Annotated in this window: 25 protein-coding genes; 13 read left to right on the forward strand and 12 right to left on the reverse strand. The window is 43.0% G+C overall.

The features are described from left to right. The first annotated feature begins 366 nt into the window (after positions 1-366). The gene (locus tag KXD93_RS08030; protein WP_258136472.1) at positions 367-2,418 is read left to right on the forward strand and encodes a M13 family metallopeptidase; all 2,052 of its coding nucleotides are present in this window, start codon (positions 367-369) and stop codon (positions 2,416-2,418) included. A gap of 85 nt (positions 2,419-2,503) precedes the next feature. On the opposite strand, the gene nudK is transcribed toward KXD93_RS08030, so the two are convergent. After that, on the reverse strand, positions 2,504-3,085 hold the full coding sequence (gene nudK / locus KXD93_RS08035; RefSeq protein WP_258136473.1) for a GDP-mannose pyrophosphatase NudK: 582 nt from the start codon (positions 3,083-3,085) through the stop codon (positions 2,504-2,506). Between the two features lie 45 nt (positions 3,086-3,130). Between nudK and KXD93_RS08040 the strand changes: the two genes are divergently transcribed. Beyond that, a complete protein-coding gene (locus KXD93_RS08040; protein ID WP_258136474.1) occupies positions 3,131-3,877 on the forward strand; it encodes a DeoR/GlpR family DNA-binding transcription regulator in 747 nt (248 codons plus the stop codon). Here KXD93_RS08040 and rlmF read toward each other — a convergent pair. The 4 genes from rlmF to KXD93_RS08060 form a co-directional block, all read right to left on the reverse strand. Continuing rightward, positions 3,870-4,796 (reverse strand): 23S rRNA (adenine(1618)-N(6))-methyltransferase RlmF, encoded by a 927-nt coding sequence (gene rlmF / locus KXD93_RS08045; RefSeq protein WP_258136475.1) that lies wholly within the window; start codon positions 4,794-4,796, stop codon positions 3,870-3,872. The two genes, KXD93_RS08040 and rlmF, sit on opposite strands and share 8 nt — an antisense overlap. Before the next feature lie 13 nt (positions 4,797-4,809). Beyond that, the gene (locus KXD93_RS08050; RefSeq protein WP_258136476.1) at positions 4,810-5,733 is read right to left on the reverse strand and encodes a CPBP family intramembrane glutamic endopeptidase; all 924 of its coding nucleotides are present in this window, start codon (positions 5,731-5,733) and stop codon (positions 4,810-4,812) included. A 65-nt stretch (positions 5,734-5,798) separates the two neighbouring features. Next, the gene (locus tag KXD93_RS08055) at positions 5,799-6,377 is read right to left on the reverse strand and encodes a hypothetical protein (RefSeq protein WP_258136477.1); all 579 of its coding nucleotides are present in this window, start codon (positions 6,375-6,377) and stop codon (positions 5,799-5,801) included. After that, on the reverse strand, positions 6,374-6,709 hold the full coding sequence (locus KXD93_RS08060; RefSeq protein WP_258136479.1) for a PadR family transcriptional regulator: 336 nt from the start codon (positions 6,707-6,709) through the stop codon (positions 6,374-6,376). Before KXD93_RS08060 ends, KXD93_RS08055 begins: the two co-directional genes overlap by 4 nt. Positions 6,710-6,883: 174 nt before the next feature. On the opposite strand from KXD93_RS08060, the gene KXD93_RS08065 reads away from it, so the two are divergent. The 6 genes from KXD93_RS08065 to KXD93_RS08090 all read left to right on the forward strand — a co-directional run bounded on the left by KXD93_RS08065 (position 6,884) and on the right by KXD93_RS08090 (position 11,980). Beyond that, the gene (locus tag KXD93_RS08065) at positions 6,884-8,083 is read left to right on the forward strand and encodes an aminotransferase class V-fold PLP-dependent enzyme (RefSeq protein WP_258136480.1); all 1,200 of its coding nucleotides are present in this window, start codon (positions 6,884-6,886) and stop codon (positions 8,081-8,083) included. A 100-nt stretch (positions 8,084-8,183) separates the two neighbouring features. After that, positions 8,184-9,203, forward strand: coding sequence for a metallophosphoesterase family protein (locus tag KXD93_RS08070; RefSeq protein ID WP_258136481.1), 1,020 nt, complete (start codon positions 8,184-8,186; stop codon positions 9,201-9,203). A 14-nt stretch (positions 9,204-9,217) separates the two neighbouring features. After that, positions 9,218-9,781 carry a YceI family protein gene (locus KXD93_RS08075; protein WP_258136482.1) on the forward strand — a complete coding sequence of 188 codons (564 nt, stop codon included), beginning with the start codon at positions 9,218-9,220 and terminating at the stop codon, positions 9,779-9,781. After that, positions 9,768-10,190, forward strand: coding sequence for a c-type cytochrome (locus tag KXD93_RS08080; RefSeq protein WP_258136483.1), 423 nt, complete (start codon positions 9,768-9,770; stop codon positions 10,188-10,190). The genes KXD93_RS08075 and KXD93_RS08080 overlap by 14 nt, the downstream gene beginning before the upstream one ends. A gap of 57 nt (positions 10,191-10,247) precedes the next feature. Continuing rightward, positions 10,248-11,264 carry a sensor histidine kinase gene (locus tag KXD93_RS08085; RefSeq protein WP_258136484.1) on the forward strand — a complete coding sequence of 339 codons (1,017 nt, stop codon included), beginning with the start codon at positions 10,248-10,250 and terminating at the stop codon, positions 11,262-11,264. After that, positions 11,261-11,980, forward strand: coding sequence for a LytR/AlgR family response regulator transcription factor (locus KXD93_RS08090; RefSeq protein WP_258136485.1), 720 nt, complete (start codon positions 11,261-11,263; stop codon positions 11,978-11,980). The genes KXD93_RS08085 and KXD93_RS08090 overlap by 4 nt, the downstream gene beginning before the upstream one ends. A gap of 23 nt (positions 11,981-12,003) precedes the next feature. On the opposite strand, the gene KXD93_RS08095 is transcribed toward KXD93_RS08090, so the two are convergent. The 4 genes from KXD93_RS08095 to KXD93_RS08110 all read right to left on the reverse strand — a co-directional run bounded on the left by KXD93_RS08095 (position 12,004) and on the right by KXD93_RS08110 (position 14,645). Then, positions 12,004-12,186 carry a hypothetical protein gene (locus KXD93_RS08095; RefSeq protein WP_258136486.1) on the reverse strand — a complete coding sequence of 61 codons (183 nt, stop codon included), beginning with the start codon at positions 12,184-12,186 and terminating at the stop codon, positions 12,004-12,006. A gap of 49 nt (positions 12,187-12,235) precedes the next feature. After that, positions 12,236-13,495: a glycosyltransferase gene (locus KXD93_RS08100; protein ID WP_258136487.1), complete on the reverse strand. Its 1,260-nt coding sequence runs from the start codon at positions 13,493-13,495 to the stop codon at positions 12,236-12,238. Between the two features lie 67 nt (positions 13,496-13,562). Further along, positions 13,563-14,123 carry a Crp/Fnr family transcriptional regulator gene (locus KXD93_RS08105; RefSeq protein WP_258136488.1) on the reverse strand — a complete coding sequence of 187 codons (561 nt, stop codon included), beginning with the start codon at positions 14,121-14,123 and terminating at the stop codon, positions 13,563-13,565. Between the two features lie 6 nt (positions 14,124-14,129). Continuing rightward, positions 14,130-14,645 (reverse strand): hypothetical protein, encoded by a 516-nt coding sequence (locus tag KXD93_RS08110; protein WP_258136489.1) that lies wholly within the window; start codon positions 14,643-14,645, stop codon positions 14,130-14,132. A 180-nt stretch (positions 14,646-14,825) separates the two neighbouring features. Between KXD93_RS08110 and KXD93_RS08115 the strand changes: the two genes are divergently transcribed. Beyond that, the gene (locus tag KXD93_RS08115) at positions 14,826-15,437 is read left to right on the forward strand and encodes a class I SAM-dependent methyltransferase (RefSeq protein WP_258136490.1); all 612 of its coding nucleotides are present in this window, start codon (positions 14,826-14,828) and stop codon (positions 15,435-15,437) included. A 163-nt stretch (positions 15,438-15,600) separates the two neighbouring features. Here the strand turns inward: KXD93_RS08115 and KXD93_RS08120 are convergent, their stop codons facing one another. Then, on the reverse strand, positions 15,601-16,626 hold the full coding sequence (locus tag KXD93_RS08120) for a YncE family protein (RefSeq protein ID WP_258136492.1): 1,026 nt from the start codon (positions 16,624-16,626) through the stop codon (positions 15,601-15,603). 299 nt (positions 16,627-16,925) lie between these two features. Here KXD93_RS08120 and KXD93_RS08125 point away from each other — a divergent pair, with 299 nt between their 5' ends. Continuing rightward, the gene (locus KXD93_RS08125; RefSeq protein ID WP_258136493.1) at positions 16,926-18,443 is read left to right on the forward strand and encodes a hypothetical protein; all 1,518 of its coding nucleotides are present in this window, start codon (positions 16,926-16,928) and stop codon (positions 18,441-18,443) included. Here the strand turns inward: KXD93_RS08125 and KXD93_RS08130 are convergent, their stop codons facing one another. After that, positions 18,444-20,036: an NAD(P)/FAD-dependent oxidoreductase gene (locus KXD93_RS08130; protein WP_258136494.1), complete on the reverse strand. Its 1,593-nt coding sequence runs from the start codon at positions 20,034-20,036 to the stop codon at positions 18,444-18,446. 126 nt (positions 20,037-20,162) lie between these two features. Between KXD93_RS08130 and KXD93_RS08135 the strand changes: the two genes are divergently transcribed. The 3 genes from KXD93_RS08135 (at position 20,163) to KXD93_RS08145 (ending at position 22,843) form a co-directional block, all read left to right on the forward strand. Next, positions 20,163-20,744 (forward strand): Crp/Fnr family transcriptional regulator, encoded by a 582-nt coding sequence (locus KXD93_RS08135; protein WP_258136495.1) that lies wholly within the window; start codon positions 20,163-20,165, stop codon positions 20,742-20,744. 142 nt (positions 20,745-20,886) lie between these two features. After that, the gene (locus tag KXD93_RS08140) at positions 20,887-21,561 is read left to right on the forward strand and encodes a hypothetical protein (RefSeq protein ID WP_258136497.1); all 675 of its coding nucleotides are present in this window, start codon (positions 20,887-20,889) and stop codon (positions 21,559-21,561) included. Positions 21,562-21,715: 154 nt separating this feature from the next. Beyond that, positions 21,716-22,843: a glycoside hydrolase family 76 protein gene (locus KXD93_RS08145; protein WP_258136499.1), complete on the forward strand. Its 1,128-nt coding sequence runs from the start codon at positions 21,716-21,718 to the stop codon at positions 22,841-22,843. Positions 22,844-22,940: 97 nt separating this feature from the next. Here KXD93_RS08145 and KXD93_RS08150 read toward each other — a convergent pair whose 3' ends face one another. Continuing rightward, positions 22,941-23,351 (reverse strand): VOC family protein, encoded by a 411-nt coding sequence (locus KXD93_RS08150; protein WP_258136501.1) that lies wholly within the window; start codon positions 23,349-23,351, stop codon positions 22,941-22,943. Positions 23,352-23,435: the final 84 nt, after the last annotated feature.

Consider the following 23,435-nt stretch of genomic DNA (forward strand, 5'->3'; position numbering starts at 1 on the left):
AAACAGGGTTGTGCCAAAGCATATGGATCCTGGTAATATAAGTTAATTTAACAGGATAAATTGTTTAACCAGTTAATAAAATTAACCTTTGATTGTAAGGGAGATACGGCCTGATTAAACGAGTTTTTATAGTTGAACATAAAGGATTTGCCAACTGCCCGGCCTGATTAACTGTAACGTAAATGTTACTATACGCGATCGCATTTCCCGCCGTTCTTAACAAATCAGTAACTAAATCATACTTTTATTTAATGTTTCTTTGTTCAATATTTCATACAGATTGAATAAATTCCTGTTTTTTGAACTTCAGGTGTATAATATATCATACATCGGCTGTATTTAATTGGCTACAAAAAATTTAAACTAATGACCAGAAACTACGCGACAAGGGCAATTTTAACCGGGATGATGGGTGTGATAATTATAAGCGCCTGTAACAACAAATCAAAAAATAGCGCCGATAACGACGTAATAGTTAAAGATATTGACAGAACCGTTAAGCCCGGCGACGATTTTTTTAAATATGCCAATGGTGGCTGGCTCAAAAAAAATCCTATTCCCGCTGCATATTCATCATGGGGTATAGGCAATGTGGTTGAAGAGGAATTACGCGACCGTTTAAAAAAGATAAACGAGGAAGCACTAACAGCCAATGCCCCAAAGGGAAGCAATACCCAAAAAATAGGTGATTTTTATTACAGCGGCTTAGATACTGTAAATATCGAAAAACAGGGCCTTGATCCGTTAAAAGGCGAGTTGAGCAACATTGAAAAGGTACGTGATGTTAAGGGCCTGGTTGAACTGTTTGCCCATTTCCAAACCATAGGTGTTGAATCGCCAATAGCTATCGGCGTGGGACAAGACGCAAAAAACAGCGACAAAAATATGCTGCAGCTATACCAGGGCGGCATAGGCCTGCCAAGCCGCGATTATTACTTTAATACGGATGCGCATAGTGTTGAAATAAGAAACGACTATCAGCAAAAACATCTTCCTATTGTATACAAACTGTCGGGCCTGAGTTCGGATGAGGCAATTGCTGCCAGTAAAAAAACTTACGAGCTGGAGAAGTTTTTGGCAGACAACTCGAGAAAGCTGGAAGATCTGCGCGATCCTTATCATAATTACAATAAAATGCCCTTGGCCGCCCTGGGCAAACTGGCGCCTGCAATTGATTGGAAGGGTACATTTGAAAAAATGAACTATAAAGGCGCCGACACTGTTATAGTTGGTCAGCCGGAATACTATACGGCGCTAAATAAAACACTAAGCACGTTCAGCCTGGCCGACTGGAAAAACTACCTGCGTAAAAACCTGGTAGTGGCCTATGCTTCGTATTTAAGCAAGCCTTTTGATAATGAGATCTTCAGGTTTTATGGAACAGTATTATATGGTCAGAAAGAACAGCTTCCCCGCTGGAAACGTGTACTGGATACTGAAAACGGCCTGATGGGGGAGGTGTTAGGGCAGATCTTTGTAAAGGAGTATTTCCCCGAAAAAACAAAGGGCCGCTATGTAAACCTGGTTGAAGCCATGCGTGCCAGCTTTAAGGAACATATCCAAAAACTCGACTGGATGAGTGAGCAAACCAAACAGAGAGCCTATGACAAGTTAGCAAAGGTAAACCCCAAAGTAGGCTATCCTGATCATTGGAAAGATTTTTCGACCTTAACTATCGACCGCGGTCCCTACGCGTTAAACGTAATGCGTGCCAATAACTTCTGGCACCGGTACGAAGCCAACAAATTGGGCAAACCGGTTGATCGTACGGAATGGGGAATAACGCCGCAAACGTATAATGCCTACTATAACCCGTCGAATAACGAGATCGTGCTGCCTGCTGCGCAATTTCTTATTCCCGGTGTTAAGGATGAAGATGTTGATGACGCGGTAGTTTATGGCTACGCAGCCGCGTCAACCATCGGTCATGAAATGACGCATGGTTTTGATGACGAGGGCCGCCAGTTTGATGCAAAGGGAAATTTAAAGGAATGGTGGCTGCCTGAAGATTCGGTTAAGTTTACACAACGTGCCCAAATGCTCATTAACCAGTTTAACGGTTACAGTATTTACGGCCTGCATGTAAATGGTAAGGCTACCCAGGGCGAAAACATTGCCGATTTGGGCGGTATAGTAATCGGCCTTGATGCGTTTAAGAAAACAGAGCAATATAAAGAAGGGAAGTTAATAGACGGGTTTACGCCTGTTCAAAGATTTTTCCTTGGTTATTCGCTGGGCTGGCTTGGGCAGGAGCGAAAGGAATTGCTATCCAGCCAGATCCTCACCAACGAACACGCTCCTGGCTTTATGCGTGTAAACGGACCGTTTACCGACGTGCCGGAATTTTACGAAGCATTCCATATTAAAAAGGGTGACAAGATGTGGCTTGAGCCTGATAAGCGGGTGAAGATTTGGTAGGGACGGAGTTGATATCTTTTGAATTTATTCAGTTCAGTAAGCTGAAAGCTTACAATATGTTTTACCACGAGTTACGTCCTTTGGACTAAACTCGCGGCAGCAAATTGTTTATTGCGGCATATTGCAACAGCATGATAGTTTTACCATCCCTGATTTCGCCGGATTTTATCATTGCCAGGGCTTTGTCGAATGACAGTTCCAGCACTTCAATATTTTCCTGTTCTTCTATAAGTCCGCCGCCCTCGGTTACCTTCATTTCCCTGGTATACTCTGCCACAAAAAAGTAAAGGATCTCTGTTACCGACCCCGGCGACATGTAAGCTTCAAAGATCTTTTCAACGTGGGTAACCTTAAACCCGGTTTCTTCCTCGGTTTCGCGTTTAATGCAATCTTCTGCGTTATCCTTGTCAAGCAAGCCGGCACAAGCCTCTATCAAATAACCGTCTGCATTGCCGTTAATAAACGTCGGCATCCGGAATTGGCGGGTCAGTACAACTGTTGCATTCTCTTTGTTATATAATAAAATAGTTGCGCCGTTACCCCGATCGTAAGCCTCGCGTTGTTGTTTGTTTACCGTGCCGTTTTGCTCAATTTCATAGGTCACTCGTTTCAAAATGTACCAATTATCAGAAAGGATTTCGGTGTCAAGAATTATTACATTGCTCATAATTGATAAATATTGATTATTTTTGATCAAATAAAAGAATAGTTAATGGTATTTCAAAAAAGAAAGCAAAAAATACTACAGGTATTGGAACAGGAGGGTGATGCTGATATTCACCAGCTTGCCGTTTTATTGGGGACATCGGAGATCACCATTCGTCGCGATCTTAACCGTATGGCGGCAGATGGCATGCTTTACCGAACCCATGGCGGGGCAACAAAGGTTGATCCTTTGGCAGGCTTTAAATTTGAAAATAAAACAGCCGTAAATCAAAAGGCCAAGGACGAAATTTGCCGCAGGGCCGCCGCAGAGATCCAGGATGGCGATATTATTTTTATGGATTGCGGCAGCACAGTTTACAGGCTTTGCCAGTTTATCCGGAATAAAAAGATCAAAGTAATTACCAATTCGCTGCCCGTCGTTTTTGAACTGCACAACAGCCAGGTTTCCATAAACCTTATCGGCGGCGAAGTTGACCACGCCAGGCAAGCCGTGCACGGCAGCATGGCTGAAGAACATATAGCGAGTTATAGGGCAACTAAGGCTTTTTTAGGCGTCGATGGAATTTCAGTAAATGGCCTGTTTGCCCAAAGCGAAAAGGAAGCTTCAATTACCCTTGCGATAGCCCGGCAAAGTGAGCAAACCTATATCCTTTGTGATAGCTCTAAGATCGGAAGGGAATCATACCTGAAATTCGCTGAACTGGATTTGATCGATACGATAATAACTGATTATAAGGGCGCTGAAGTTGGATCGTTTACAGAAAAAGGAATAACTGTTATCGCCGTCAAATAAACCGCCACACCAAAACCCTGCTCACCTTTTGCCCCTGCGCCATGCTGATGGTTTTAACATCTGCGGCACGTACTTTATCTAAAGCTCGTTGTACTACGGGCAGCGTCTCCTTTTTTGATACCAGCGTGGTAAACCATTTACAACTCTCCGGCATCAGCGCACTTTCCGCTATCATGCGGGTAATAAAGGCCGCCTCGCCGCCGGGGAACCAAAGCTCGTTTTTCTGTCCGCCAAAATTAAGCGGGTTATTTTGTTTTGGGCTGATGCCAAGTTTTTTCCATTTGGTGTCGGTTGCTGCCCGGGCATCCAGTTTTGATGCATGAAAGGGCGGGTTGCAGATACTTACATCAAACACCTCTCCCGGCTTAATAATGCTTTTAAAAATTGACCCTTTATTGTTTTGCAGGCGGATCTCGATTTTGTCGTGCAACTGTTTATTCAGCTTAATGATATTTTTGGCCGAGCTGGCTGCTACCAAATCAACATCAGTACCAACAAAATTCCATCCGTAAACACTGCTGCCGATTAAAGGATAAACACAATTGGCGCCCGTGCCGATATCAAGGATATTTACTTTGTTCCCTGTGGGGATAACGCCATTGTTACCTTCCGCCAACAGATCAGCTACGTAATGGATGTAATCAGCCCGGCCCGGTATTGGCGGACAAAGATATCCTGCCGGGATATCCCATCCGTCAACGCCGTAAAAGTGTTTTAGCAAAGCCTTATTTAGCGCTTTAACGGCTTCCGGGTTTGTAAAATCTATCGATTCAACATCAAACCGGTTAACCGCAACAAAAGCTTTTAACTCCGGGGTGCTTTTATAAAGCTGTTTAAAGTCGTAGCGCTCCCGGTGCAGGTTACGCGGATGCAGGTTTTCTTTTTCTGCCGGATTTACTTTTTCGGGTATTGATGACATTGTGCCCGCAAAGTTAAGCTTTAATCGGTGTAAAAAATCCAGCTTGCTCCGGTGCTGAAACGTTATCCCGCTTTTGGATCCTTTTATACAAAGCAATGCCTAATATAATGTAAACCGTTAAGCAAGGAACAGCGCCCTCTATACCAAAATTTCCACCGGTAAGCAATAGGCTATGTGCAGTCAGCTTAAAAGCCATGATAGCCTGGTTTGCGTCTGCCTGTGTTGCTGCAAGGGTTGTTATTTTGCCGATGAAGAATATATCCCACATAACGTGAAATATGGCAGCATACCAGATCACTTTGGTGTATTGGTAAATAAGTGAGAACACGGTGCCTGCAATAATTCCTCCAAAAACGACGATCAGAATATCCTGTGCACCAAAAGAAGTAAGCATGACGATATGCACAACACCAAAAACAAGGGAACTAATCAATACCGCCTGTAATTTAGAATACCTGCTGTTGATGATCATAAACAAATGCCCCCTGAATAGTACTTCCTCCGTTATTCCGGCAGCAATAGACACAGCCGCCCATTTTGCAAACACACCGAGCTTGTCGGTTAAGTTCAGCGGTACCGTATGCTGAAATGGCACCATAAAATGAAGCAGGTAATAAAATATCCCTACTGTAACAGGTAAGAGCAAACCCAAAGCAATCCATTTTAAAGCATTTACAATTAGTAATTTACCATAAATGGTGCCCGGATCATATGCCCTAATAACACGTTTGGCAAAAAGGTGAAGCGCAAAAATGGTTAACGGCGTTCTTAAAAACACTTCCCTGGTTACTATTTTAAGTGGATTTATTGTTATCCACGAGGTTAGCAATTCGCAAATGACTGCCACTACTACAAATATGGCAACGCATGCCACAGCAAATAAAATGGTTTTGGCAGGCGATAGCCCGCGTTCTGTTTGTTTTGATTCAGCGATCATGATGATTTAATTAAAGTTTACAATAAAATATACCTAGTATAACTATGTATATATAGCTGAAAAAGTCAGTTCTTTTTCAGTAACCGAAATAGCAGGGTGTTTAAAAAGTAAAATATGCCCATTAGCATAATTACGGTGACTATAAACCAATTGCCAAGCAACTCCACGAGTCCCGATGGCAAATCATGAGTATACCCGAAGGCAAAGAACCGGTCGCCCCTTAAAAACAGGCCGGTATGTTCAGGAGAAATTATTTTGACAACGGCCAATGACCCGAAGGCGAACGTCAGCAAATAAATAATTCCCATTACCAGGAATCCAATGCCGTTTGAGATATTGAGGTAAAGCGCCTGGAAAATATGTACCGGGTTAAAGGACCGGCCTGCCTGCTGGATCTTTTTATAAGCAACTGCAGGCTGTAATACAACCTCGGGTGCGCCTAACTTTTCTAGTGTATTTACCAGTGTATCCACTTCAATTGCCGGCGGAGCCATGTGTGTTGCCTCGTAGATATGGCTGTTTAGTTCCATCAATACTTCAAGCTGATCGTCGTCGTTTAAGATGCTGATGCACCTGCTTACTCTTGCAAAATAATCATCATAGATCTTTTGCGCCGTTGGGTTTATAAAAACTATTCTCTTCATTTCTCTATTTTGTTAATGGCGGTGTTTAATGCCGACCAGATCTTCTTCATTTCGGTTAGTGTTGCTTTGCCGTTCGCGCTTAACGTATAATATTTTCGGGGAATGCCCGACTCCTGTTCCACCCATTTGGAATCAACAATTCCCTCCGTCTTTAACCTGTTTAGCAAGGGGTATAAGGTACCCTCGGCAACTTCCAGTGTGGTGTGAATTTTTATTTCCTGCACCAGCTCATAGCCGTAATATTCCTTTTCATCAAGGATGATGAGAATGATGTAGGACAGCGTTCCCTTCTTCACCTGTGAAAACCAGTTCTGCACAAATTCATTATTCATACAGCAAATATAATACATTGTATTGCTATGTACAATGGTATAGCTATGTTTTTTTGAAATAATTTACAGAGTCCCGGTAAATCTTATCTGTTATGTTATAAAATAATAAAACTGCATCTGTTTTATTGCTGTCAGATCGCTTTACTTTGTATCGCACAAAAACCGATACCAGCTATGGATACTACAGTAATAAGCGAACAGGAGATCATCAGGCTAAGAGCCGAAACAGTCGGCACGGCATCTAAAATACATTTTAATAATGCCGGGTCCTCGTTGCCGCCTGGTGTAGTAGTTGATACCGTGATTGATTATTTAAGGGAGGAGGCCCTACTCGGTGGCTATGAAATTGAGGTAAAATATAAGGAACAAATAGAAAATACCTATAGCCTTATTGCCCGGCTTATTAATGCCGATAAGGATGAAATTGCCATAGTTGAAAACGCAAGCACAGCCTGGGGGCTGGCTTTTAACGGCATCGAGTTTAAACCGGGTGATGAGATCATCACCTCCGAAATGGAATATGTGACCAATGTGATTGGCTTTTTAAATGTCGAAAAAAACAACGGCGTTAAAATTAGGGTGATCCCTAATGGCGAATATGGTGACTTCTCGCTTAATGAACTGGAAAACGCCATATCGCCCCAAACCAAACTGATTGCCATTACCCACATTGCTTCAACCACAGGCGGAATGATGCCGATTGTAGAGATAGGAAAAATAGCCCGCCGGCATAATGTTTTATACCTGGTTGATGCCTGCCAGAGCGCTGGTCATGCCCCGGTAGACGTTAAGCAGATTGATTGCGACATGCTGGCGGTTACCGGCCGTAAGTATTTACGCGCGCCACGAGGCACGGGGTTTTTATTTGTACGGAGGGAGGTGCAGGACAAATTGAAGCTGATATTTATGGATGGCTTCAGTGCGCCAACTATTGATCTGACCGGGTACCAACTGCGAAGCGATGCCCGCAGATTTGAGCTTTACGAGAAAAGCCGGGCCCTTACGTTAGGGTTAGGCAAGGCTGTTGAATATTGTTTAAATATCGGTACGGAAAGGATTTGGCAGCGCATCCAGTTGCTGGCATCAATGCTAAGGACTGAGTTGAAAAGCATTGACGGCATAACTGTTCATGACTTCGGTGCCGATCAATGCGGCATCGTAACATTTACTGTAAAGAACCTGGACGCAGGTTTAATAAAAAATCAACTGGCAGCCCGGAACATCAATGTGTCGGTTGGGTTGGCGAAATCAACGCTTTATTTTATGAGTAAGAACAATTTAGCCACCGTTGTGCGGGCATCGGTACATTATTACAATACCGAAGCTGAGATAAAGGTACTGTGCGATGAGTTGCGCGCCTTGTTAAAAGTATAGTTTCATCAAGTAGTTTCCAGGCTTCGTGTAAATTTTTATACCACGCGAACGGCTTTCCATTCCTTAGTGACATAATTCAAAAATCACTAAAGAAAGGATCATGAAAAACCATTTTCACCACAATGATGACCACAGCGCTGAAGAAGGCGGGGATGGCATCGACCGCAGGGGCTTTTTAGAATGTATGGCCTGGGCAGGCACGGGCGTGCTTTGGATGATGTCGGGCGGAATCTTAAAATCATATGGCATGAGCCAGATGATAGACAAAACAACCGGCGGTCTTAAAAAGGGGCTCATCGTTCCAAAATCCGATTTCAGCTTTGTACAGATCAGCGACAGCCATATCGGGTTTACCAAAGCTGCCAATCCCGATGTCGTTGGTACATTGCAGGCTACCATTGCAAAAATTAACGCCATGCCGTCGGCGCCCTCATTTGTGCTTCATACAGGCGATCTTTCGCACCTGGCACAGGCCGATGAGTTTGATACTTTAGAACAATCCCTGAAAAGCGTAAAGACAGAGAAGATCTTCTATGTTCCCGGCGAGCATGACATGACCGACAATGGTAAGCTTTACCTTGAGCGCTACGGCAAAGGCACCAAAGGCGATGGCTGGTACAGTTTCGACAGCAACGGTGTGCATTTTGTTGGCTTGGTTAACGTAACCAATCACGTTGACGGTGGCCTGGGTTATTTAGGTCCTGAGCAATTGAAATGGCTTGAGGGAGATTTGAAAGGGCTTACCAGCAGCACTCCGATCGTTATTTTTGCACACATCCCGATGTGGGCCATCTACCCGCAATGGGGATGGGGAACTGAAGACAGCGCGCAGGCTTTGGCCTTATTAAAACGCTTTGGATCGGTGTCCGTATTAAACGGGCATATTCACCAAACCATACAGAAAGTCGAGGGGAACATCACATTTCATACAGCAAACTCTACGGCATTCCCGCAGCCAGCTCCCGGCTCTGCACCTGCACCGGGCCCGATGAAGGTGCCGGCCGAAAAGCTTCGCACTTTGTTGGGGCTAACGAGCGTAAACTATGTTGAACACAATCACACACTTGCAATTACTGATATCCCTTTAATTGAAGCAGATAAAGCGGTTGAACAGAAATAGGGAGAACACTTAAAATGAAAAGAATAATATTACTGCTGCTCACCATTGCCGCAACCACCGTGTGCATGGCGCAATACAAACCGGTTGAACAAAGCTCGACTATAAAATTTACTATAAAAAACCTTGGGATTGGTGTGGATGGCACTTTCAGCGGTTTTGAGGGTGTTATCAATTTCGACGCTCAAAACCCCGGCATCTCCAACTTTGATGTAACGGCTAACGCCCAGACGGTAAATACAGATAACGGCATGCGTGACGAGCATTTAAAGGGCAGCGGCTTTTTTGATGTTAAAAACTATCCGCGCATCCGCCTCGTGTCAACCAAAATTACAGCCACCAATAAAACCGATGTGTACCTGGCTGTCGCACAACTAACAATTAAAGGAAAATCAAAGTCAATCTCGTTTCCATTTACTGTCACGCCATCGGCAGATGGCTACACGTTTAAGGGATCGTTCAAGATGAACAGGCGGGACTTTAATGTTGGCGGGGCAAGCATTGTATCTGACGAGCTTGTTGTTTTTTTAAATGTAACGGCGAAGAAAAGCCTAAATGAACTCAAAGGTGAAGTTAAATAAGAAATTGGTGGTGATCGCAGCGCTGGCGGGCACGGTTACTACCGTGGCCGCCTTCACCATCGTTAAACCTGTAAAACAGGATACTGCGTATAAGAATTTAAAGGTGCTGCCTAAGAATATCAGTTCGAAGGAACTTCAAAGCATTATGGTTGACGATTTCCAGGATGATTTGGGAGTTACCTGCAGCTTTTGCCACGCCAATGCAAAGGATGGCCATGGCCTTGATTTTGAAAGTGACGCAAAGCCCGAAAAGGAAATTACAAGGGCCATGATGCGCATGACCATCGGCATCAACAAAAAGTACTTCAAAATAAAGCATCCACAGATTGGCAGTAACGTACTAACGGTAACCTGTAACACATGCCACAAGGGGCAACCATTCCCGGATGGTAGCGCCGATCAGAAATAAGGGAAATAGTTAATAAAAATGCTTTCTTTTATATTATTTATTTAACCGTTCAATCGCTTGCGAAAAAACAAGACCATATTGCACGTGCTGTTTTGGGCGCTGGCATACGTGTTCTGGATCTTTATTTTCAGGAACAGTACGCTGGTGCTCACGCACGCCATCACCATCCAGTTTTGCTACCTGGTGTTTATCGCGGCTAATTACTATTTCAACACGCTTTACACCATTCCGGCGCTGCTCAACAAAAAAAGGTACGCCGCCTTTGGCCTGTGCCTGTTTGCCGGTATACTGGTCACTTCAGTACTGCGCATCCCGGTATCCATATTGGTAAACCTTTATATTTTTAAGGTCGCTAATTTTCATCCCAACCTGCTCTCTATTTTCTGGGATTCGTTTGTGAATATCCTGTTTTGGGTGGTTATTATTTTAACAGCCAAACTGGTTGCCGACAGGGTCCGCTCCAGCCGCTACATCGAACAGATAGAAAAGGAAAAAGCCGCCAACGAGCTTAATTTTTTGCGGGCGCAGTTTAACCCGCACTTCCTGTTCAATTCTATCAATTCTATCTACGCGCATATCGATAAATCAAACAAAACCGCGCGAAACATGCTGTTGGTTTTCTCGGAGATGCTGCGGTACCAATTGTATGAATGCAACGTGGACCAGATTGAATTTGACCGCGAACTTAATTACCTTAGGAATTACATCGAGCTGCAAAAAAGTCGTATGGATGAGCGCATCGCAGTTTCCTTTTGTGCCGATGATATAAATGGCAGTATTAAAGTTGCCCCCCTGCTGCTGATAACATTTATTGAAAACGCTTTTAAATATGTAGGCTTTAACGAGGCTCGGGAAAACCGGGTAGAAATTAGTTTAAAGTATGCAGATGGTAATTTATATTTCAGGAGTTTTAACACTAAGGATTCGTTTATCAACCCTGCTGAGAAATCATCGGGTTTAGGAATTGCCAATGCCAAACGCCGCTTAGAGCTTATCTACCCAAACAAACATCTGCTAACTATTGACGACCAGCCCGAAACTTTTGAAATAACCTTAATTTTATACGAGATATGATTTTAAAATGCCTGGTTATTGATGATGAACCCATTGCCCGTAAGCTGTTACAGGAGTATATTGAAGAAACCGACTTTTTGCAATTGGTTGGCACTGCCGAAAACCCGCTGAAGGCTACCGGCCTGATCAATAAAATGGAAGTCGACCTGATTTTCCTCGATATAAACATGCCGAAAATGAACGGGCTTGATTTTTTGCGGTCGGTTAATAACTTACCTATGGTGATCATGACCACGGCCTATGGTCAATACGCTTTGGACGGTTTCGAGATGGCTGTGATAGATTACCTGGTTAAACCATTTTCGCTGGAACGGTTTCTAAAGGCATCGCAAAAAGCTTTAGAACTACATGCACTAAAGCAAAGAAAACCCAATATATCCGAAGCAGCTCCTGATCATATTTTCGTGAAATGCGACGGCAAAATTGAAAAAGTGATGCTGAATGAATTGGTTTATATTGAAGCCATGGCAAATTACATAACGCTTTATACCACTACAGATAAGCTGGTGGTTTATTTGACGATAAAGGGAATTTTAGAAAAGCTGCCTGCAGATAAATTCATCCAGGTACACAAGAGCCATATTGTGAACCTCGGTTTTGTAAGCACCATCGAGGGCAGTATGCTGCATGCAGGTAAAACAAAAATAACCGTCGGCCAAAGTTTTTATGATGATGTAATGGGTGCCGTTTTAAAGGATAGGTTTATTAAGAGGTAGTATCATCTTTTAGGCTTAATAATTTAAATAGTATTGGGAGATGGGATAGCGTATTGCTGGTCTTCATACTTCTTAACAAGTAATAACGCACTATGCAATTTTTTCCCCTCTCTGCTTTCTGGTGCAATATTTAGATCAAATTGAAGATCTACCCATGTTAGCAAATCCTGGTAATCTTTTTCCGTCTCAATAATTTGCAAATCCATATCGTGAAATTTTGATCTTATTAGCTAATATAGTCTTCATTATTCAATATTAAGCGAAATACCTTTCAATTTCCCCTACCGCATTTTCCAACCCTTTCTCATTCCTGATCCGTTCACCAATTACCAAAACGTTCTGTTTTGTTTCTGCAGTTTGCACTTTCGCCAGGGCATTTATAAGCTTTTCAACAGTTAGTTTTTTTAATGGAATATGCACGCCCAGATTTTTACGTGCTATTATTTTACCCCAGGTAGGCTGATCGGTATAAAAGGAGATAATGATCACCGGTAAACTGTTACGTAACATGGTTGCCAGCGTGCCTGCCCCACCGTGAAAAATGCCGGCCTTGCACTGCGGTAATATCGCCTCATGGTTTATATATTTTGCTACATAAAGGTTTGGATGAACCGGTAAACCTTCAAATATCGACCAGCCCGTACAAAACAGGATCCGTTCATTGGTTTGGGTTAATACATCTTTTATGATGCTGATGAATTTTTCAGGATTACCTACGCCATTGCTGCCAAAACCCATATAAACAGGCTTGTCGCCATTTACCAGCCAATCACGTAATTCTGCCGGGATCTTATCCAATTCCGTATGTTCACGGCTTTTGGGGGGGACTGTTAAAAATCCGGTTATTTTACTTAGTCCCTCCCAATCCTTCGGCTGCGGGATCAGGCTCGGGCTGATGCAATACAGGTCGAGCGGCTTTTGCTTTCCTATATAGCTTACCAGGTTCTCTTTTAAAACGGGTAACCCTAATTCCTGCCTGAACTCATTGGTTTCCTTTTTTACAAACTTCCAGAAAAAGGCATGGGCCAATTTGTAAGTGAGCTTGTTATACAACGGGAAGTTAAAAAGGTCAAAATCGGCGAGGGGAAATTCGGCGGTAGGTACCACCGGGGGCATGAAATAGGTAAGCGCCATTTTTTTGTGTTGCCTTTCGGCGATGGCGCTGGTAATGGGCAATGTTGCCGAGTTTACTATAACAAAGTCTACTTTATCAAATCCTTCGAGATAACTTTTCCTTAAAGGGACCTTTTTTTCATTAAGCACCTTAAAAAAGTATTTCATCAGCTTAATGGTGTTCTCCGCCTTTAACACGCTTTGCCCTTCATGCGAGTTCATCAGCTTTTCAGCGTCACCATAAAGCGGGTGAAAGGGAATGCCAAAATCTTCAACAAAAGCCTTGAAATTTTCCGGTGCAGCAATCATTACCGAGTGTCCTTTATCCATAAGGCCCAGGGCGAGGGCGATATAAGGCTGCACATCGCCGCGGGTTCCGTAAGTGAAGATTCCTATGTTCAAAATTGTGTGTTTAGCCTTACAAAGAACGGCATTATAAAACAGGGTGCTTTTAGCAATTGCTAAAAAATCAACTTTTCCTGATCCGGCTCAAAGTAACCTGGTTCATGCCAAGGTATGAGGCAATATAGCCCAATGAAGCCCTTTGCAAGATGGATGGCTGGGTTTTTATAAAATGCGCATAGCGCTGTTTGGCGGTTAAAAATTGTATCGAGTCAATTTTAAATTGCAGCAACAGGATAGTTTGAATCGCAATCATTCTCCCTAAACGCTCAATCTCATGAAATTCGTCGTAAAGCTCCTGCAAATCAGCAAAGCTGATGCCGATAACTGTGGTATCTTCGAGTAAAGTAACTGAATGCTGACCTTCTTTGGTCGGAAAATGCCGGACCACCGGGCCTATAATGCTTCCTTCGGGGGCAAACCAATCCGTAATGTCCTTTCCATCCTTGAAATAACTGGCCCTTGCCAAGCCCTTTTCAACAAAGTACAAATACTCACACCTGGACAATTCCTTAATAAGAACTTCATTTTTTGGATATTCGGCCTTTTTTAACTTTCGTTTAATAGCAGTACATGCGCTACCTGAAAGCGGTGTAATGTGCTCAAGATAATTTAAGAAGTTTTCCATTGAGGGTTATTCATCAGGCGAATAGGTGTTGGGTATTAATCGCCCATAATTCTTCAGCGCGGCCAATGTTCCTGTTTTAGTTTTAACGTCTCCGGGAATATCGGTTTTCTTTTTGCCCACTTTAACCAGAATACCGGCGTCGGTGCCTTCGTTTATGTTCCAGTCGTCGTAAATTTGATATACGGCGCCATTGTTTGTAAATGAAATAGAGTGCAATTCGCTTGCTTCATTTTGCACACCACCGCCCCGGCTATAGCCGCTATATTTAAAAAGTTTCCACGACGCTTCATTTAACACCGCCGGGTATTGAAGCTCCATTTTATCAGCTGTACCAAAACGATAAACCAGGTATTTGTTATCCTTTTCCCTGCATACTGTTACAATTTTATTGTTGCTCTTCAGCTTGAAACTAAACAACACCTGCTCATCTGCTTTTTTAAGTACACCCGGATCCAATTTTTGCTGGGCATAGGTTATATTGCATAAGGCGATAAAAATGAATAAGAAGAGGGGTTTTATCATCGGATAAGTTGGAAGATTGATCGTTTTAAAGTTAACAAAAACTTCATTTCCAGTATCTTTTTTATTACACATCTTCAATTAAGCAATAAATCATTCATCTTTGAAATTACACGAATCGTTCATGAATTTCCGACGGTAAAAAATAATAATTGTTAATAGATACCCCCTAATCTCTTAGCCATGACCCCCTTTAAGTACCTGCAACGCCAGTTAACGCGGTTAAAAATAGACCTGTTAACTCAAAGAACCTTTTTAGCCGGGCAAGTCCCCAGCATTGACAACGAAAATATTATTAAAACAGCCAGCACCAATTATGAAGAATTGGAGGTGATCTTTTTTGAACGAATTACCCTTAATGATAATGACGTGATTGTTGACGTTGGATCGGGCAAAGGAAGGGTGTTCAGCTACCTGCTTTATAAAGGCTTAAAAAACAAAATGATCGGCTATGAAATAAACGATGTAGTTGGCATTAAAACGAGAAAGCGATTGTCGCGCTTCAAAAATGTAGACATGCGCTGTGAAAATATCTTCGATCATTTTCCCGAGGAAGGAAATGTATTCTACCTGTACAACCCCTTTAAGGAAGACATGGTAACGCAATTTATGCACCAGATTTTAAAAGTTGCAGACCGCGATCCTGTCATCCTGTATAATAACCCTATTCATTTTGATGTTTTTAATAACGGGCATTTTTCGTGCGAGTACCTGGATCTCCCGGTTAATAAATATGGTTACAATTTCAACTGTGCAATAATCAAGCTAAACAAAGCGAATAATACGTTTGCTTAAAAGAAAAGCGCTTATCTTTCTCTCTTGAGCCTTCTCAATGCCTAACACATTTTCTCTGTGAACTCCGTGCCTTCTTTGAGCGCTCTGCGGTAACTAACCACAACGTACGCGAAGAAGGCACGGAGAAACACAGAGTTTTATTACTCCCGGTTTAATTCAATTATTATTTCCCTACCTCAATAATATGGAAGGTGCCTGGCACCTGTTTAGGCCTGGTAGCAGGCGGAACTGCAGGTTCTGTTTTTGCTGCAGGAAGGTAAAGCTTATGGGTAGTTAGGTCAATCCCAATAGTACGTGCGCTTGGCTCGGTCGGGATGTTCTCCACAAATTCAAATTTATTGGCGTTAAGTTCTCTAACCACACTGATGGATCCCTCGCCGTTTGACGTGTAGGCCAGTTTTAGAGCGGGATCAAATACTAACCCGTCACAATCGCCTATAGGGAATTTAGCCAGGTTTTTACCATTGGCGGCGTCCATCACTACCATGGTTTTATTGCCGCCGCAACCGATGAATAAACGGTTGGTGGCGCGATCCATATCTAAACCTGAGGGCTCGTCGCCGTTTTCAATTTTATAACGGGCCTCCACCTTAAAAGTGGTCGCATTTATCACGATCACCTCGTTGGTATTTTCGCCATTTACAAATACTTTACCCTTGCCGTCAGACACGCCGGTTTCAGGCTTTGCATCAAGCGGAATTGTTGCCACTGCCTTATCGGTGGTTACGTCAATTACAGTAGCATCCTTGCTACGGCCGTTAAAGGCATAGATCTTTTTGCCAAAGGGGTCATAACATATGGCATCCGGGTTGGTGCCGGCAGCAACTTCGCCTAAAACTTTAAACGTGGTAAGATCGAAGATCACTACCTTATTACCGCGGCCAGCGCTGATATAACCTTTGTTAAGTTCAGTAACCAAAGCAATGCCATGTACGCCAGGTGTTCCCGGAACATAACTGATAGAGTCGCCCGTTGTGGTGGAAAGGATATTTACCTGGTTGCCGTGTGAAGTGTAGATGCGTTTGTTTGCACCGTCAACGGTAATATAATCCCAGCCTCCGCTGCTCTTGATTGGCATAGTTCTCAAAACTTTAAAGCCTGTTTTGCCTTGTGCCGAAGCGTTGAAGGGGTTTGCAGCTAATCCGCCTATCGCGCAAAAAGCTAAAAGTAAACGCATTGTGTATTTCATGATGAAAATATTTTAAGCAATGTGGTTTAAAATTCTGTAGAAATATTGGAATAACCAATTAGTAACGTGAGTTCGACTATATTGTTATGGTAATGATTATCAGATACTTACAGCTATAAAACGTAATGTATTGATAGTCAAAGTGTTTCATAGTGTTCCGGGTGTTCCGCGTGTAAAAATGGAACGCTTTGCCTGCATGTGGATACATAAACCTGTGTGTCGTCTCAACGCGAGGTATATTCTACTTTAAAGGCATCCTTTAGACAATAATTGCCGTAACTTTAAATTAGTATAGATCTATGAGTCAAAGCCCGATAAAATTAAAGGAAACGCCGCTTAAATATGTCTTACCGGTAATGCTCGTATACAGCATCGTTTCTATTATTGGCGTGTTACACCACGAGATTTTTTTAGAGGAGGCCCAGCAACTCACCATCGGGAGGGACAGCAATTCCATCGTCGATGTTTTTAAAAATATGCTGTACGAGGGCCATGTTACCTTATGGAACAGTTTCCTGTTTTTTATCACCCATTATATTTCTGCCCGACCGATTTATATGCAGGTTTTTCATTGGTTGGTGATCAACAGTACGGTATTTATCTTTTTGAGATACGCTCCGTTTAATCTGACAGTAAAAACGCTTATTATTTTCGGTTGCTACTTCCTGTTCGTGTATAGTATTATCAGCCGCAATTATGCGCTCGGGATCCTGCTGCTTTTCGTGTGCTGCATTTTACTGGCCAACCCGGAAAAAAGGATGATCGGTATTGGTTTCCTGGTTGTGTTAATGTGTTTCACACACCTGTTTTATGTATTTGCGGCCGCGGGCATTTTTATGTACCTGCTTTATTATGCCATCCGCAAAAAGGAATTATATTGGCGATTTGCCGTGTTTACTGCTCTCTTTCTTTTTGGGGCGATCTCTGCGCTTATCCAATCAAAGCGCATTCCCGCCGATGCCACGGTAAAGGCTGTACCCGGTTTATCGTGGCTTAATATTCACGACCTGGCATTCGCTGCCAAATGTTTTACACGGGGATATATCACAATGCCGGCAGTACACCAGCGGTACTTTTGGGATATCCAATATATCCAGCATTTTCCCGGCGTTGTTTCGTTGATATTAGCTTTGTTACTGTTTTTGGCTACCCTGTGGTTTCTGCGCGGAAGCAGGCAGGCTTTGTTATTTTATATCCCGCCGGTAGGCCTTTTATTGGTGTTTCTTGCCATCTCCGGGTTGGCCGGCAGCAGGTATTTCGGCATGTTCTTTATCTTTTTCATAGCGGCGCTTTGGCTTGCTCATTATGATGGGGTTGAAATGTTTTCAAAAAACAACAAAAGCTTCATAACGAAATGGGCGCCGCAGATTTTTGTTTATGGAATTCTCATCAACCAGCTGTTTACCGGCATTTTTATGTATTGCGTAGATTTTGCCAAACCATTTTCACAGGCTAAAAATACCATCGCTTATTTAACCGTAACTCATCTCGATAATCAACCGTTGCTGGTAGACGGATATGATGCAGGAGCACCACTTAGCGCCTATTTGGGGAGAAGGGTATTTTACCTGGATATAGATCAATTGGGCAGCTATTGCGTCTGGAAGAAATCATACCTTCCCAATCCACGGAAAAATTTAATGGATGAGATCTCGTCATCAACTTATGCCAACAGCTTCAGGGAGTTTATTCTTATTACCAACCGGGATAGCGCTGTGAACAACAATGAAGCTTACAATTTTACCAGGCTAGCAAGCTTTGAAGGTGCTGTTATCAAGGGCGAGGACTATTACATCTACAGTGCGGCCAGGAAGTAATCAACCCTTTTTAATCTCGTGGAAATCCTCTTCGGTATTGATCTCCCAGATGTTCTTTTTTGATTTTTCGCCGGCAATTATGTTTTCTACGGCAGTAATCGCAGTAAGCATGGAATGGTCCTGGTTGTTGTATTTGTGCATCCCGTTGCGGCCTATCAGGAACAGGTTTTCAAGGCTATCGGTAAAGTCCTTCACCACATCAAATTGCGAGTAGGAACCAAAATAAGCAGGGTAAGTTTTGGGCATCCGGATGATCGTTCGATCTATCACTTCGTCTTTGTCGATGATATCGATCTGGTGCAATTCATTAATGGCAAACTGCATAAAATCAGCGTCCTTCATCTCCCACAATTCGTCGCCCTCATTACAAAAGTATTCAAGGCCTATCCAAACCTTGTCGCTGTCGGCCACCATATACGGCGACCAGTTATTAAAGATCTGCAACCTGCCGATTTTTACATCCTTCTCCTGGATGTAGATCCAGTTATCAGGCACCACGCCATTTAAAGTTGGCACGCCGGTTTCATTCTGGATCTTTAATTTATTCAGTAGCAAGCCAACCGTTATGAAATCACGGTATTGCAAATTGGCAGCGACTTTCTTTACGTCGACAGGAACCTTGTCACCTATGCCCGCAATCAGATCCTTAATTGGCATCGTCGAAAAATAATAATCGCCTTTGATGCTGTTTTTCTTATTGGAGGTATTGTCAAAATACGAGAGTTCACAAACTTGATCCCGTTCAATATCAAAGCCAATAACGTCACTGTTTTTAATAATGATGGCGCCTTTTTCAACAACAATTTTAGCAACCGTTTCCCACATCTGGCCGGGGCCCAGCTTGGGGTACATAAATTGTTCTATCAGGCTGGTGTCGGTACTTTTTTGTTCAATACTTTTATCCCAGCGGAAGGGTTTTTTTATAGCGTGCAGCACGGCCCTTGATACGGAAAGTTCCTTAACCCGCTGCGCTCCCCAATCGGCAGCGATTTCCTTGCAGGGAATGCCCCATACTTTTTTGGTGTAGTCCTTAAAAAAGGTTTTATAAAGCTCTGTTCCGAACCTGTTGATGAAGAAATCCTCCAGCGACTTGATATTCTTTACCCGGAAGATCTTCACCCATAAATAGCTGCCAGCAATCTTCATGATTCTCACGGCGCCAAGGTTTGCCAGGGTTTTGCGGTTCAGCGTAATCGGGTAGGAAAAGAATTTCCGCAGGAAAAAGATTCGCGACAACCGCTTCCTGATCAGCATTACCTCATCTGTTTTTTCGGGATCGGGGCCGTTGGGCGACAAGGTTACCGGTGTTTTTTTATTATGATAAGAGATCTCATTTTGGATGTCGTCCCGTGATTCAGAACCCTGCAGAGGCAAAATATTTTGCCACCATTTCATCACCACATCCGACTTGGAGAAAAACCGGTGGCCGCCGATATCCATGCGGTTACCGTTATGCACCACAGTTTTTGAGAGACCACCTATATCATTGCTTTTTTCAATTATGATGGGTTTGATATCGGTTTTGGTAACCAACTCATAAGCAGCAGTAAGCCCGGCCGGACCAGCACCAATAATTATTGCAGTTTTACACATGTTACTATCTCCGGCCCGGTGTTGTTTTGTGTTTGATAATGTTTAAATCAGTATAGGTATTACCTTTAAATGGCCGGTTTGGTTGCCTGTGGGCGTACTTATCTTTATATTCGTATACCTGCTGCTATGAGTAAAGAAAAACTGATCGACTTCTTCCGGAACGACAACCACATCTCTCCGTTTACAAGACCGGACATTGCGGAGCAATTTAAAAAGATCACGATCCCCAAAAATCAGTTCCTGCTTACTGAAGGGAAGATAAGCGACGACTACCTTTTGCTTGAAAAAGGCTACCTGCGCGCATTTGCCCACGATACCGACGGTAATGAAGTGACAACCAACTTTTATCATCCCGGCAGGGTAGTTTTTGAGGTGTCCTCCTTTTTTAATCGTACCCGATCAAAGGAAAACATCCAGGCCTTAACTGATTGTGAGGGGTGGTCCATCACTTATGAAAAGTTGAACAACCTTTTTCATACGCTGCCCGAATTCAGGGAATTTGGCAGGGCAATGCTGGTGAAGGGATTTGCTGAGCTTAAGACCCGTATGCTTGCCATGATCACCGAAACAGCCGAGGAGCGTTACGAGCATTTATTGAAAAGCAACCCGGAGATCTTCCAGCATGTTCCATTAAAGCATATTGCCTCGTATCTTGGCATTACGGATACATCCTTAAGCCGGATCAGGAAGGATTTGGCGAGGAAATGAAAGATTATACGCGTATCGTCAGCATTCCGCATAACGATGGGTTTGAAACCCATGGCTATAATTGACATTTTCATTTCTTGCCAATTGGCAAGATGACGCCATATTTATTGCAGTTCCTTTGTTTTATAAAACAAACAAGAAAATGGAACACTTACTTTATATCAGCATCGTATTTATCCTGACTACTTTGCTCACTAGTGCGCTTTTATATAAAGGCACCAATAATTCAAAAACCGCTATCACTATTGTATTGATATGGATGGCGATCCAGGCGATAATAAGCCTTACGGGATTTTACACCGTTACCATAGGCACGCCGCCGAGATTTGCATTGTTGCTGGTGCCACCGATCATATTTATCATCATGCTGTTTTTAACCAGGAAGGGGCGATCTGCTATGGACGGCTTTAGCGGGAAATACTTAACCTTATTACACATCGTCCGAATCCCGATAGAAATTGGCTTGTATTTATTATTCCTGCACAAATGGGTACCGCAGGTAATGACCTTCGAGGGCCGCAACTTCGATATTCTTTGCGGAATGACCGCACCATTCATCTATTACTTCGGGTACGTAAAAAACGCCCTCTGCAAAAAAGTGCTCACCGCATGGAACGTCGCCTGTTTAGTGCTGCTCGCAAACATTGTGGCAACAGCGGTGCTATCGGCGCCATTCTCCTTTCAAAAATTTGGATTTGATCAGCCTAACACCGCATTATTCTATTTCCCGTTTATTTGGTTGCCTTGTTTTATAGTACCGGCTGCATTGTTCGCGCATTTGGTAACGATCAGGCAATTAGTGAAAACAGGCCTTTAAAATTTCTCGTTGCGAAAATAATTTTCTCTATAAACAGTAAAGGTTAATGAATTTAATCGGGTGTTAATCCTTTTTTTAACCGGTTTCTTAACACCCGGCGGCTATCATTGCGATACCAATTAACCGAATACCAAATCTTAAAAACACCTTTACTATGAGAAACCTATTTTACTTTTCGTTTATTTCCATTGGGCTCGCCTGCATGGGCTGCACAAAGGCTTACCATTTACCTGCAGCGCAGGTGGTAAAACCCGTGCCTGCAGCAGTAATTACAAATTTTACGCTGAAGGATGCCGATACAGCCTACACAGCATTCAATAACTATTTTTATAATCCGGCTAACAAGCTGTACTACAACGCTACCGATAAAAGTGGGGTAGGCGCAATTTGGACGCAGGCTATTTATTGGGATTTGGCGATGGACGTTTACGAGCGTACAAAGGCCTCAGCGCAATTAACAATGGTGAATGATATTTACGCAGGCGGGGTAAACCAGTATGATAATTATAATTGGAACAATACCACCACCTGGTTTATTTATGACGATATGATGTGGTGGGTTACCGCACTCGCCCGGGCCAACCAGCTTACCGGCAATGCAGCCTATTTGCAAAATTCCATCGCGGGCTTTAACCATGTGTGGGCCGGTTCGTATGATCCGGTTGATGGCGGCATGTTCTGGGATTTTCAGCACAGCGGAAAAAACGCCTGTATCAATTATCCAACTGTGATAGCGGCGGTGCGGCTGTACCAGATTACCAAAGATACCAGCTATCTTTCAAAGGCCAAATCAATTTATGCATGGTCAAAGGCAAACTTGTTTAATGCAACCAGCGGTGAGGTGGCCGATCATAAAATAGGTAATAACCCTCCGGGCTACCAGGATTATACCTATAACCAGGGAACCGCTATCGGTGCGGGCGTAATGCTTTACGACGTAACAAAAGATGCCTCTTATCTGGCCGATGCCGAACTGGCTGCCGACTATACACAAAACAGCATGTGTACCAACGGCATCCTACCTGCAGAGGGCGATTTTAACGAACAAGGTGTATTGAAGGCCATCTTTGCTCAATACATCATGATGCTGATCAACGACGGTGGCCAAAAACAATATTTAAGCTGGATCCAGCAAAATGCAAACACCGCCTGGACCAACCGCGACAAGGCGCGTAATTTAACGTATCGCAATTATGCCGTTCCTTGTCCAACGGGGATTATACAATCATACGAAGCAAGCAGCGGGGTTACGTTTATGCAGATTTGCCCGCCATCTCAATAAGTATCCGTTAAGTTAACAGATAAGAATTATGCAAGCGAGACACCCTGATATCATTGCAGGTTGTCTCGCTTGTTATTTTTAATGGGAAGGCTAATTCTTATAAGATCTGGTTAAACTCTAATCGTTCATTATTCGGCCCTAAAATATTAAAGTATTTACAGCCGTTTTTCCAGAAGGGGAGAAAAACGGGCGCCTCTTCGATAATTCGAAATGATGCATTTTTCAATTCACTGAATGCAAGGTCAATATCGTCTACATCAAAAGCCACATGGTCGACATGGCCGTCTGCTCGGTTTCTTATTTTATCAAGCTCTGCATCCGGAAACTGGTAGATCTCGATGATCATATCCCCTTTTTGCATCATAGCCATCTTCCCTCTCTCGCCATTGTGGTCGAATCCGGATGCCATTACATTTTCAAATCCTAATTTCTGATAAAACTTCTCCGAGATATTTAAATCTGTTACGGGGATTCCTATGTGCTGGATATGGTTGAATTTAAAGTTCATAACAGGATATTATAGTTGCATTATTTATGGTTACGATTGGCGGTGATATAAATAAAGGTAGCTATTTATAAACAAAAAAGCCTC

The sequence above is a fragment of the Mucilaginibacter phenanthrenivorans genome (assembly GCF_024721155.1).
GTDB lineage: Bacteria > Bacteroidota > Bacteroidia > Sphingobacteriales > Sphingobacteriaceae > Mucilaginibacter > Mucilaginibacter phenanthrenivorans.